This is a genomic window from Paracoccus sp. (in: a-proteobacteria) (assembly GCF_046289755.1).
Taxonomy (GTDB): domain Bacteria; phylum Pseudomonadota; class Alphaproteobacteria; order Rhodobacterales; family Rhodobacteraceae; genus Paracoccus.
The window spans coordinates 83,439-96,070 of sequence record NZ_JBKBVD010000006.1 but is presented as its reverse complement, the minus strand read 5'-3'; the positions used below and the strand labels follow the sequence as shown (position 1 = coordinate 96,070).

The window sequence follows — 12,632 nt, the reverse complement described above, 5'->3', positions numbered from 1 at the left end:
ATCGGGGCGCGTGATCAGGCGTCCAGCGGTTTGCTCATGAATTCGGCGGCGACGATGATCAGCGACAGGTTCTCATGCGCAGCGGCGATGAAATCCTTGCGCTCGCCCGAGACCCAGTCCTTGGTGGCGGCATTGGTCGCGGCGGTGATGGCGGCGGCCAGTATCTCGATCAGCCGCGGGTCGGAACCGGGCATGCGCCGGTGCAGCAGGTCACGCATCTGCGCGCGGCGCGCCAGCATGGTGCTGTTGCGCAGCGCCTCCAGCTTGGGATCGGTCTCGCTGAGGGCCAGCAGATGGGCGATCATCTCGCGCTCGTCCAGATAGCGGGACAGATGCGCCCGGATCAGGGTGGCCAGATCGTCGATCAGCCGGCCCTTGCCGGTCACGAACGCCTCGGACGCCTCGGCCGGATAATCCGGCGGCGGGCCCATCAGCGCGGCCTCTTTATAGGGGTAATAGTTGAAGAAGGTGCGCGTGCTGATCCCGGCTTCGCGCGCAATCGCCTCGGTCGTGACGTTGGCCAGCCCGTCGCGGACAGCAAGGGAAATGGCGGCAGCCTGAATCTGCTTGGCGGTCCGATGGCGGCGGGTCAGGTGGGGGCTCATGCGGGTCCGTGTTTTGGGATGGCGTGGCCTGCAGCTTGCGTTGCGTGGTCACAGCGCGCAACCCTCAAAAGCAGGGCAGGGCCGTTTGTCATGCCCGAAGACGCCGACCGCAGATTGCGGATGGCGTCCTTGCTGGCCGATGGCCGGGTTGCGTTCAGCGGTTTTCTCAGCTGCCCCAGGTGCGGACGGCGCCGCAGTCCATATGCACAAAGTTCGACCGGGTGTAGCGTCCGACGCCACCGGCGCGGCAGGCGACGGCGGCCTGATAGATCTGCGAGACCGAGCGTGATTTCAGCCGCAGGTCTGCCGCTTTGCCGGTCGTGTGCAGCGAGTTCTGCGCCACACCGCCCGACTGACGGCGCAGCATCGCGTTGGTGCGCGGCGAACGGTAGCCCGACAGCATCATATAGGGTTCGTTCGTCTGCAGCAGACGCGCCGAGGCTGCGGCCACATCAACGGCGCGCGGGTCGATCCCGATCACTTCGCCGGTGCGCCAGTCGCGCATAAAGACGTTGATTTCATTCAGGGCTTCGCGGATATAGCGGCCATTCACCCAATAGACGGTGTCAATGCTTTCCCCGGTTCTGCCGTTATACATGCGCACCCGCCGCATGTCGCCCGCATTGCCGCGAAGAAAGCCGAAGGCATTGGCCATCACCGGAGCCGCCACGACTGTCGTCGCCGCGAACACACCAAGAATGCCGCGACGAGAGATAAGGTCAATTGTCATGTCAGATCGCCTGTCCTGCATCGTTCTTTTTTGTCCACGCGGCGCGCGGCCCATCGAGATTTAGCCCCGATGTCCTAACAATATGTCAAAAAATGGTGTGAAACGAAACGGATTCTGGTCAGAGCACGTTGCAGAGGGGAAGTTCGGCAGAAAACCGCCGAACCGGTTCGTCTGTGTCTTGCAGGTCATTGCATGTGGCACGCGGGCCACGTTGGAGGTTTTCTCCCCGCGGATCAACGCGGTGTCCGTAGTGGCGCGGGGTAAATAAGGGTATCCCGTCAGGGGTGCGAGTGAGGTATGTGATGGCTATTCGATCCCTTCTGGGCGTTCTTCCGATGCTGGCTGTTGCGTGGCTGGCGGCGCCTGCCATGGCACAGACGGGTCAGTCCGCTGTCGCGCCCGTGACCATCGCGGCGGCACCCCGGTTGCATTTCACGCCCGAGGAAATGGCCCTGGCGACAGCGGTTGCTGGCGATCCGGGGCTTGCGGCCTTCTATGGCGGCAACGGATTGCGCCCGATCTTTCAAGGCGAATCGGCACAGCCGCGCCGCGCCGCGCTGTTGGCCGCAATCGCCGGGGCGCCGCGCCACGGAATTCCGTCCGGCCGTTACGCCCCCGATACGCTTGAGCCCGATACGCTGGAGATGGCCGCAAACAGCGGCGGGCTGAGCGCCGAGCTGGCCCATGCCCGCGCGCTGTCGCAGCTGCTGGCCGATTTGTCGGGCGGGGTGCTGAACCCCTCGCGGGTGGATGGCGAGATCAAGCGCGACCGTTCGCAGGATGCGGTGCCCGGTCTGATCGCGGCATTTGCCGCCAGCCCGGACCCGGCGGCGGTGATCGCATCGGCGGCGCCCGGCCATCCCGCCTATCGCGCCCTCCAGCAGGCCCTGTCGGGCAGGGATGACCTGTCGGTGCCCGCGCATCTGCCGCGCGTTCCCGAAGCCGTCTGGCGGATCGGCGCGAGCGGCGCGGATCTGCCGCTGATGCGCGCCCGGCTGACCGCCATGGGGTTCGACGCAGCGGCGCCAGATCCCCGGCTTTACGATGCAGATCTGGCGCTGGCGGTGCGCGCCTTTCAGCAGGCGGCAGGTCTGTCCGCCGACGGGATCGCCGGGCCGCAGACGATCCGGTATCTGAACGGCGACGGCCCCTCGGGGCAGGACGCGCGCGAGCGCGCGATCATCGTCGCGCTGGAGCGGCTGCGCTGGATGGGCAGCCATGACCTGATGGCGCGCCATGTCTGGGTGAACATCCCCGAATTCAGCACCACCATCGTCGAGAACGGCGCCGAAGTGTTCCGCACCCGCAGCGTGGTGGGCAAGGACACGCCCGAGATGCGCACGCCCGAATTTTCCGACATGCTGGCCTATCTGGTGGTCAATCCCAGCTGGAATGTGCCGCGCTCGATCACCACGCGCGATTACCTGCCCAAGCTGCGCGCCAACCGCAACGCCTTGTCGCATCTGGATGTGATCGACGGGCGCGGCAATGTCGTGCCGCGCGACGCGGTGGATTTCTCGGCCGCGCGCTTTCCCTATCGCCTGCGCCAGAAACCCAGCGATGACAACGCGCTTGGCATCGTCAAGTTCATCTTCCCCAATCAGTGGAACATCTATCTGCACGACACGCCGACCAAGCATCTGTTCGGCAACCGGGTGCGGGCCTATTCCAACGGCTGCATCCGCATCGGCGATCCGGTCGATCTGGCCTATGCGCTGCTGTCGCGCCAGACCGACGATCCGGCGGGCATGTTCCGCCGCGCCCGTGACAGTGGCCGCGAGACATGGCTGAACCTGCGCCCGGCGCTGCCGGTGCATCTGGTCTATTTCACCGCATGGCCCGACGATCAGGGCCGGGTGCGCCTGTTCGACGATGTCTATGACCGCGATGCCCGCGTCTGGCGTGCGCTGGAGGCCGAGGGGTTCGGCGTGCAGGGGTAGACTGCGGCACTCTCCGGACTGGCGCGACGCGGCCAAACAGGCTAGATCGCGGATCAGAAAAGGGGGCTGGCATGGCAATCACCGTCGGCGAACTGGCGACCGCGCTTGAGGCCAAGGCCTGGGGCGAATGCGACCTGCAGGTGACCGGTGCGGCCGAGCCCGCGCAGGCGGGCGCCGCAGGGCCAGAGGGCGGTGTGATCGCGCTGGCGATGTCGCCGCGCTATGCCGAGGCCCTGACCCCCGGCGCCATCGCGATTCTGGCCGAGGGGATGGACCCCGCCGCCTATGGGCTGCGCGCCGCGATCTTTGCGCCCCGGCCCCGGCTGGTGATGGCGGGCCTGACCCGCAGCTTTGACCCCGGCCCGGATATTGCGCCGGGCATCCATGCCTCGGCTGTGATCGACCCGTCGGCGCAGATCGGCGAGGGCGCGGCCATCGGCCCCTTCGTGGTGATCGGTGCCGATGTCCGCATCGGCGCGCGGGCGCGGATCGGTGCGCATGTCAGCATCGGGCGTGGGGCGCGGCTGGGCGCCGATCTGCTGGCCCATCCCGGCGTGCGCATCGGGCATGGCGTGGTTGCGGGCGACCGGCTGATTTTGCAGCCCGGCGCGGTGATCGGCGGCGACGGGTTCTCATTCGTCACCCCCGAGGAATCCGGCATCGAGGAAATCCGCCGCACCCTTGGTCGGCGCGACGATATAAAGGCACAGCACTGGACCCGCATCCACTCGCTTGGCGGGGTCGAGATCGGGGATGATGTCGAGATCGGCGCCAATGCCACCATCGACCGCGGCACGATCCGCGCCACACGCGTCGGATCGGGCACCAAGATCGACAACCTTGCGCATCTGGGCCACAATGTCGTCGTCGGGCGCGATTGCCTGATCTGCGGTCAGGTGGGTATCGCGGGCTCGTCCCGGCTGGGTGACCGGGTGGTGCTGGCGGGGCAGGTGGGTGTGTCCGACAATATCGAGATCGGCGACGATGTGATCGCGGGGGGCGCCACCAAGATCTTTACCCGCGTGCCCGCCGGGCGCGTGGTGCTGGGCAACCCGGCCGTGAAGATGGAGACCCAGATGGAGATCCAGAAAGCCATGCGCCGGCTGCCTCGTTTCGCAGAACAGCTATCAAAACTTCAGCAAACCGTTACACGCCTGTTGGAAAAGGGCTGATCAGGAGGCCATATGACCGACGACATCAAGACACGTATCCGCGCCATCATTGCCGAGCAGGCCATGCTGGAACCCGACCAGATCACCGACGATGCGACGCCCGAGGATCTGGGCATCGACAGCCTCGGGCTGGTCGAGTCGATCTTTGCGATCGAGGAAGAGTTCGACATCACCATCCCCTTCAACGCCAATGAGCCCGAAAAGTCGGATTTCGACATCTCGACCATGGGCAGCATCATCGCCGCAGTCATGCGTCTGGTCGCGGACAAGGACGCATGAGCAAGAAGAAGGAAAAGGCCGCCGCTGCGGCAGCGGCAGCGGCTGCTGCTGCGGCGGCTGCCAGCGACAAGGCCACCAGCGCCAAGGCCACCGGCGTCAGGGCCGCCAGCGAGGCAAAGGCCGATGCCGGTCTGGCCGCGCCCGATATACGGGGTACTGGCGGGCTGACGGCGCGCAACGGTCTGCGCCGGGTGGTCATCACCGGCGCGGGCACGGTCAATGCGCTTGGCACCGATGTGCCCGCGACACTGGCCGCCTTCCGCGAGGGGCGCTGTGGCATCACCCAGCTGGAGTTTCGTGACGTCGAACGTCTGTCGATCCAGATCGGCGCGCAGGTCCATCACTGGGATCCGCAGCAATATTTCAACCGCCAGCAGATCCTGCTTTACGACAAGTTCACCCAGTTCACGCTGCTGGCCGCCAAGCAGGCGGTCGAACAGTCGGGCCTGCATTTCGAGGGCTCTCTGGGCTTCCGCTCGGGCGTGGTGCTGGGCACGGCAGGGGGCGGGCTGAACACCTGGGACGAGAATTACCGCGCCGTCTATGAAGAGGGCAAGAACCGCGTCCATCCCTTCGTGGTGCCCAAGCTGATGAACAATGCGGCGGCCAGCCATGTCAGCATGGAGTTCGGGCTGCGCGGCCCGGCCTTTACCGTGGCCACCGCCTGCGCCAGTTCCAACCACGCGATGGGGCTGGCCTTTCAGATGGTGCGATCCGGCGCGGCCGAGGTGATGCTGTCGGGCGGGTCCGAGGCGATGCTGTGCTTTGGCGGCGTCAAGGCATGGGAGGGGCTGCGCGTCATGTCCCGCGACGCCTGCCGCCCCTTCAGCGCCAACCGCAACGGCATGGTGCAGGGCGAGGGCGCGGGCGTCTTTGTCTTCGAGGAGTACGAGCATGCCCGCGCACGGGGCGCCGAAATTCTGGCCGAGGTGGTGGGCTTTGCCATGTCCTCGGACGCGCAGGACATCGTCATGCCCTCGGCGCAAGGCGCCGAACGGGCGATCACAGGCGCCATGCAGGATGCCGGGCTGAACCGCGAGGATATCGGCTATATCAACGCGCATGGCACCGGCACGGCGGCCAATGACAAGACGGAATGCGCGGCGGTGGCCCATGCCTTTGGCCATCACGCGGACCGGCTGATGATCTCATCGACCAAATCCATGCACGGCCATCTGATCGGCGGCACCGGCGCGGTCGAGCTGCTGGCCTGTATCATGGCGCTGCGTGACGGCGTGATCGCGCCCACCATCGGCTATGAAGAGGCCGACCCTGAATGCGCGCTGGACGTGGTCCCGAACGAGGCGCGCGAGGCGCGGGTCGATGCGGTCCTGTCCAACGCATTCGCCTTTGGCGGGCTGAACGCGGTGATCGCGCTGCGCCGGGTCTGACCGGGATGGTTCACGCCGCGGGATGGGGTGACATCCACAGCGACGGATAACTGCGACGGTTGACTGCGCGCGCCCTCCCGGCGCGCGCAGTCAGGGCAGATCATTCGGCGGGCGCGTCTTCTTCTGCACCGGCATCGGCATCCGCATCCGCATCGGTGGCGGGCGCCTCTTCGACGGGCGCTGTCGCATAGGCTTCCAGCGCGTTGAAGGCCGCGGTGAAGCCTGACAGCGAGGCGGTCAGGCGCACCGGGTTCTGCGGATCACCGCCGAAGGGCAGCAGTTGCACGGTCGCACGGTTGCCGCGCTTCATCGCGGCCAGTTCGGCCTCGGTAAAGCCAAGGCGCGACATGCAGCCCAGTTCGGTGCAGACGCTGAACGGGTAGCCACGCATCTCGCCGTTGTCGATCTGCAGGCCCAGCCCCTCGGTCAGGTCGGTTTCCAGCGGCGCGATCAGCGTGGCCCCTGCCGCCACATTGCCGTTGGTCAGCGGGATCAGCGTCATCTCGGCCACGGCATTGTCGTCTTCGTCGACCAGCAGCTTGTACATCTCGCACGGGTCTTTGGGCTGATCGGTGCGGATGCAGCGCAGCGTCCAGTCGCCATGCTCGGCCATCAGATAATAGCTGCCAAGGCGCGGTTCTGCCGGTGTCGCAGGCGCGTCGGCAGGCGCGTCTGCGGGGGCGTCTGCGGCCGTCTCATCGGTCGCCGCATCAGCATCAGCTTCGGCATCAGCTTCGGCTGCGGTTTCGGACTCGGTCGCGGTTTGCGGCGTGGTCGCGGCATCCGGTGCCGGGGTCGCGTTTTCGGTCGCCTCCGGGGTGGCCCCGGATGCGGTATCCCCGGCGGGGGCGGCATCCTGGGCGAAAGCAGGAGCGGCGATCAACGCCAGCGCCGCCAGCAGCGCATGCGAAGGTTTCAAGAGCATGATCTTTTCTTCCTTTGATCAAAGCGTTGGCACGGGTTATCACGTCCGGCTTCATTTGTCAGGCGCGATTGCCTCACCCCGGCATCACCTTGCCATGACCGCCCCCCGCCCGGCAGCCCGCCGCCGATGGGGACAGATGCCGACGGGGACAGATGCTGACCATGATGGGCCCACGCATTGGCAATGGTATTTGTTCCTGTTAAGTTCTCTTTTATGCAACCGGATATTGCCACCCGATTCCCCCTGCGCCCCGCACGGGTTCACGAGGTCTTTGGCCCTTCGGCCCTGGGCTTTGCGATGATCTCTGCAACCTCATCGGCGGGGTGCCTGCTATGGGTCCGGCAGGCATGGCATAGTGATGTGCTCCAGCCGCTTGGCCTTGTGCCTTTCCTCGACCCTGCGCGGCTGCTGATGGCCCGCACGCCGGATCAGACCGACAGCCTCGCCGTGGCCGAAGAGGCGCTGAGGGATGGGGCGATCCCTTTTGTCGTGATTGAATTCACCCGCCCGCTGGACCTGCGCGAGGGGCGCAGGCTGCAACTGGCCGCCAGGGCGGGCGGCACGACGGGGCTGTGCATTATCCCCGAAGGCATGGGCTCGAACGCCGCCGAAACCCGCTGGCGGGTGGCGCCTGTCTTTGATCTGGCGAGGGAGGACTCGACTTTGATGCGCTGGGAAATTACAAAGAACAAATCGGGAACTTTTGGTGTCTGGGATGTTCAATGGGACTTGCAAACGCGTCGTCTGCATGTGGTTTCCGCGTCTGGCCTGCGAGCGGGCTCTGCGGGTGCGCCCGATTGACGGTGTGACAGGGGCAGAGGGCGCGCCGTTTGCGCTGACCCTGAATCAGCAGAATACCGACCGGATCTATTGCCTGAACGCATTGGCCGAGCGGCGGGGCCTGCATCGTGGGATGAGCTTTGCGGATGCGCGTGCCTTTTGTCCCGATCTGGTCAGCCAGCCGGCGCGTCCCGATCTGGATGCACGGTTTCTGGCCAGCCTGCGCCGGTGGGCCACCCGCTATTGTCCCTGGGTCGGGCGCGAGGGTGAGGACGGGCTGGTGCTGGATGTCACCGGCTCGGCTCATCTGCTGGGGGGGGAGGCAGAGATGCTGGCCGACATGCGCGCCCGGATTGCGCGGGCGGGGCTGACGCTGCGGCTGGGGCTGGGCGCCACACGCGGCGCGGCATGGGCCTTTGCGCATTACGGCGAGGATGCGCCCGCGCTGACAGCCCTGCCCGTGGCCGCGCTGCGGCTGGACCCGGCCACCACCGCCGCGCTGCAACGGCTTGGGTTGCGCCATATCGGCGATCTTGCCACTGCGGCCCGCGCACCGCTGGCACGGCGGTTCGGGCCGGAACTGCTGTTGCGGCTGGATCAGGCCATGGGGCAGGTTCCCGAGGCGGTTTCACCCGAAACCGAGCCGCCGCATTACGCGATGCGCACCAGTTTTCCCGATCCGATCGGCCTGGTCGATGATGTCATGGCGGCCATCGCGCGGCTGCTGGACCCGCTGTGCCGCAAGCTGACAGCGCATGAGACCGGCGCGCGGCGTCTGGTGCTGACGCTGCGCCGGGTCGATCAGGGCAGTCAGCAGGTCGAGTTGCGGCTGGCGGCGGCGATGCGCGATCCTGCCCGCATCCTGCCGCTGTTCGCGCGCGGAGTGGATCAGGTGGATGCGGGGTTCGGCATCGACCAGATCCGGCTGGAGGCGGTGCTGGTCGAACCGCTTGCCCCCCAGCAAACCGGCAGCCATTCGTCACAGGCCGGTCCCGAACGGCTGAACGATCTGATCACCCGCATTGGCACGCGGATCGGGCTGGAGAATGTCCAGCGCTTCCTGCCTGCCGACAGCCACATCCCCGAGCGCAGCTTTGTCATCGCCGCAGCCGCCCACAGCGCGCCCGAAGGCGGTTGGGCCCTGGTCCGCCCGCGCCCCGTGCGGCTGTTCCCCCCCGAGCCTCTGTGCGGCACAGTCAATGCCTCTGCCCGGCCGCCCGAGCGGTTCCGCTGGCGCGCGATGACATTGAGCACAGGTCGCGTCACCGGGCCCGAGCGAATCGCGCCGGAATGGTGGATCGAGGATGAGAACTGGCAGACCGGCCTGCGTGACTACTGGAAGGTGGACACACAGCAAGGCCGCCGCCTGTGGCTGTTCTACACGCCGCAAAATCCGGGCTGGTTCGTTCACGGGGAATTCGCATGAGCTATGCCGAACTGTGCGTCACCTCGAATTTCACCTTTCTCACCGGGGCGTCGCATCCCGAAGAGCTGATAGTGCGTGCCGCCGAACTGGGGCTGAAGGCAGTTGCGGTGACCGACCGCAATTCTCTGGCGGGGGTCGTGCGGGCCTATGGCGCGCTGAAAAACCTGCGCAACAAGGCCGGTGAGGGTCTGCGGGTCCGGTCCAGCCAGCAGGTTGATACCAGTTCGCGGCTTGAGACGGGATCGCCGCAGGATCTGACCCTTCCCGCCGCGCGGTCCCTGCCCAGACTGATTGTCGGTGCCCGCCTTGTGCTGCGCGATTGCGCGGTGGAGTGGGTCGCGTTGCCCACCGACCGTGCCGCCTACGAGCGGTTGTCACAGCTTTTGACGCGGGGAAAACGCCGCGCGGGCAAGGGCGAATGTCATCTGGATCTGGCCGATCTGGAGGCCGGGTGTCTGGGCATGATCCTGATCGCCCTGCCGCCTGCGGGGCTGTGCGCGGGCGAACTGGGGCAGGTGCTGGCCCCCGTCCAGACCCTTGTGCGCCGCTATCCCGGCCATGTCTTTCTGGGCGCTGCGCCGCGCTATGACGGGTCGGATCAGGTGTGGTTCACCGCCTGCGCGCATCTGGCGCTGCGTGCCTGTGCCCCGATGGTGGCGGTGGGCGATGTGCTGATGCATCGCGCCGCGCGCAAGCCGCTGGCTGATGTGCTGACCTGCCTGCGCGAGGGGATCACGATCGACCGGATCGGCACCCGCGCTTTGCCCAATGCCGAACGCCGCCTCAAGGGCGCGACAGATATGGCGCGGCTGTTCCGCCATCATCCCGCCGCAATCCGCCGGACGCTGGAGATCACCGTGCGGTGCAGCTTTGATCTGTCCGAACTCAGCTATGAATATCCCGACGAGGCCGCCGACGGCATCGCCCCGCAGGCGCGGCTGGACCTGCTGGCCCGCGAGGGGCTGGGGCGTCGCTATCCGGGCGGCGCGTCCCAGCGGGTGCACCAGTTGCTGGACAAGGAACTGGCCCTTGTCGGAGAGCTGAACTTTGCGGCCTATTTCCTGACCGTCCATGACATCGTGCGCGAGGCCCGGTCGCGCGGTATCCTGTGTCAGGGCCGTGGATCAGCGGCCAATTCCATCCTGTGTTACCTGCTGGGCATCACCGATGTTTCGCCCGACATGATCGGGATGGTGTTCGAACGCTTCATCTCGCGCCATCGTGGCGAGCCGCCCGATATTGATGTGGATTTCGAACACGAGCGCCGCGAAGAGATCATTCAGTGGATCTATGAGAAATACACCCGCGACCGCGCGGGGCTGTGCGCGACCGTGATCCATTTCCGGTCGCGCGCCGCGATCCGCGAGGTGGGCAAGGTGATGGGCCTCAGTCAGGACGTCACGGCCAGCCTGTCGGGCCAGATCTGGGGCATGTCGAATGGTGGTGCCGACCCTGACCGGGTGCGCGAACTGGGGCTGAACCCCGACGACCGGCGCCTTGCCCAGACCATCCGGCTGATCGGTGAAATCATCGGCTTTCCGCGCCATCTCAGCCAGCATGTCGGCGGCTTTGTCATCACCCGGGGGCGGCTTGACGCGCTGTGCCCGATTGAAAACGCCGCGATGGCGGATCGTACGGTGATCGAATGGGACAAGGACGACATCGACACGCTTGGCATTCTGAAGGTCGATATCCTGTCGCTTGGCATGCTGACCTGCCTGCGCAAGAGCTTTGACCTGCTGGAGCAGCATGAACAGGTGCGGGTTGACCTCGATACCGTCCCGCAAGAGGACAGCGCCACCTATGACATGCTGTGCCGCGCCGATGCGGTGGGGGTGTTTCAGGTCGAAAGCCGCGCGCAGATGAATTTCCTGCCCCGGATGCGCCCGCGCACCTTCTATGATCTGGTCATCGAGGTGGCCATCGTGCGCCCCGGCCCGATTCAGGGCGGCATGGTCAAACCCTATATCCGGCGGCGGCAGGGGCTGGAGGCGCCCGAACCTTTCGGCCCCGCCCTGGCCGAGGTCACCCGCAAGACACTGGGCGTGCCGCTGTTTCAGGAACAGGCGATGCAGATCGCCATTGTCGGCGCGGGCTATTCGGCGGAAGAGGCCGACAGGCTGCGCCGCTCGCTGGCCTCGTTCCGGCGCATGGGCACGATCGGCGAGCACCGGAACCGCTTTGTGAACGGGATGCGGGGGAACGGTTATTCCATTGAAATAGCAGAGCAATGTTTCGCACAGATCGAGGGGTTTGCCGATTACGGCTTTCCCGAAAGCCACGCGGCAGCCTTTGCGATGCTGACCTATGTGTCGTCCTGGCTCAAATGCCATCATCCCGCGGTCTTTGCCTGCGCGCTTCTCAACAGCCAGCCGATGGGCTTTTACGCCCCCGCCCAGATTGTCCGCGACGCCCGCGAACACGGGGTCGAGCTGCGCCCCATCTGCGTCAATCACAGTGACTGGGACAACCGGCTGGAACGCCGCGCGGACGGGGCGCTGGCTCTGCGGCTGGGGTTCCGCCAGATCAAGGGTTTTCGCGCGGAGGACGCGGAATGGATCAGGGCCGCGCGCGGCAATGGCTATCCCGATCCCGAAAGCCTGTGGCTGCGCGCGGGGCTGGCGCCTGCGGTGCTGGAGCGTCTGGCCGAGGCGGACGCCTTTTCAACGATGGGGATGACACGGCGCGCGGCGCTTTGGGCCGTGCGGGCGATCCGCGCGCCCGAACCCTTGCCACTTTTCGCCGATCCGATTGACGGCGAAGGTCTGCAAGAGCCTCGGGTGCAGCTGCCCGAAATGCATCTGGGCGAAGAGGTGGTCGAGGATTATGTCGCGATGCGCCTGTCTCTGCGCGCCCACCCGATGGAGCTGTTGCGCCCCTCAATCACCGCAATCACGCCGCATGACCAACTGGCGCGCATTCCCCCCGGACGCGTCTCGGTCTGCGGCCTCGTCATCACCCGCCAACGCCCCGGCACGGCATCCGGCGTGATCTTTCTGACGCTGGAAGACGAAACCGGCGTCTCGAACATCGTTGTCTGGAACAGTGTCTACAAGCGGTTTCGCCGGATCGTGATGGGCGGGCGATTGTTGCGCGTCACGGGAAAGCTGCAGCGCGAAGGCATCGTTGTGCATCTGATCGCGGATGTGATCGAGGATCTCTCGGGCCATATCGCGCAGCTTGGTCATCCGATGGAAGAGGTGGTGGGCCTCACCCACCCGCAGGCCGATGACGCGCCCAGACCCGCGCGCATCCCGCCACGCTGCCCCCCGCGCGCGTACCACCCCCGCGATCAGGCCAGGCGCCTCTTTCCTAGCCGCGATTTCCATTGAAAAACTGTCGGGCGGCGTCAGCTATGCCGATCTGACGGGCTGCCGATCTGAC

Annotated in this window: 10 protein-coding genes; 7 read left to right on the top strand and 3 right to left on the bottom strand. The window is 66.2% G+C overall.

The window, feature by feature from the left end:
* Window positions 1–14 precede the first annotated feature (14 nt).
* Window positions 15–605: a TetR/AcrR family transcriptional regulator gene (locus tag ACK41U_RS03755; protein ID WP_409676143.1), complete on the bottom strand. Its 591-nt coding sequence runs from the start codon at window positions 603–605 to the stop codon at window positions 15–17.
* 166 nt (window positions 606–771) lie between these two features.
* Entirely contained in the window at window positions 772–1,335 is a 564-nt protein-coding gene (locus tag ACK41U_RS03750) for a YcbK family protein (protein WP_409676141.1), read from the bottom strand.
* A gap of 302 nt (window positions 1,336–1,637) precedes the next feature.
* Here ACK41U_RS03750 and ACK41U_RS03745 point away from each other — a divergent pair, with 302 nt between their 5' ends.
* From ACK41U_RS03745 to ACK41U_RS03730, 4 genes are all read left to right on the top strand, one after another.
* Window positions 1,638–3,275, top strand: a complete 1,638-nt coding sequence (locus tag ACK41U_RS03745) for a murein L,D-transpeptidase (RefSeq protein ID WP_409676138.1) — start codon at window positions 1,638–1,640, stop codon at window positions 3,273–3,275.
* Between the two features lie 71 nt (window positions 3,276–3,346).
* Window positions 3,347–4,447, top strand: a complete 1,101-nt coding sequence (locus ACK41U_RS03740; protein ID WP_409676135.1) for a UDP-3-O-(3-hydroxymyristoyl)glucosamine N-acyltransferase — start codon at window positions 3,347–3,349, stop codon at window positions 4,445–4,447.
* A 12-nt stretch (window positions 4,448–4,459) separates the two neighbouring features.
* Complete coding sequence (locus tag ACK41U_RS03735) at window positions 4,460–4,726, top strand: acyl carrier protein (RefSeq protein ID WP_409676132.1); 267 nt, start codon at window positions 4,460–4,462, stop codon at window positions 4,724–4,726.
* Between the two features lie 182 nt (window positions 4,727–4,908).
* Window positions 4,909–6,117 carry a beta-ketoacyl-[acyl-carrier-protein] synthase family protein gene (locus ACK41U_RS03730; protein WP_409676229.1) on the top strand — a complete coding sequence of 403 codons (1,209 nt, stop codon included), beginning with the start codon at window positions 4,909–4,911 and terminating at the stop codon, window positions 6,115–6,117.
* 100 nt (window positions 6,118–6,217) lie between these two features.
* On the opposite strand, the gene ACK41U_RS03725 is transcribed toward ACK41U_RS03730, so the two are convergent.
* Window positions 6,218–7,042, bottom strand: a complete 825-nt coding sequence (locus ACK41U_RS03725) for an invasion associated locus B family protein (protein ID WP_409676129.1) — start codon at window positions 7,040–7,042, stop codon at window positions 6,218–6,220.
* A gap of 183 nt (window positions 7,043–7,225) precedes the next feature.
* On the opposite strand from ACK41U_RS03725, the gene ACK41U_RS03720 reads away from it, so the two are divergent.
* Genes ACK41U_RS03720 through ACK41U_RS03710 form a run of 3 tightly spaced genes read left to right on the top strand, consistent with a single transcriptional unit; the run spans window position 7,226 to window position 12,580 of the window.
* Entirely contained in the window at window positions 7,226–7,843 is a 618-nt protein-coding gene (locus tag ACK41U_RS03720; protein ID WP_409676227.1) for an ImuA family protein, read from the top strand.
* The gene (locus ACK41U_RS03715) at window positions 7,758–9,248 is read left to right on the top strand and encodes a Y-family DNA polymerase (protein WP_409676126.1); all 1,491 of its coding nucleotides are present in this window, start codon (window positions 7,758–7,760) and stop codon (window positions 9,246–9,248) included. The genes ACK41U_RS03720 and ACK41U_RS03715 overlap by 86 nt, the downstream gene beginning before the upstream one ends.
* On the top strand, window positions 9,245–12,580 hold the full coding sequence (locus tag ACK41U_RS03710; RefSeq protein ID WP_409676123.1) for an error-prone DNA polymerase: 3,336 nt from the start codon (window positions 9,245–9,247) through the stop codon (window positions 12,578–12,580). The genes ACK41U_RS03715 and ACK41U_RS03710 overlap by 4 nt, the downstream gene beginning before the upstream one ends.
* Window positions 12,581–12,632: the final 52 nt, after the last annotated feature.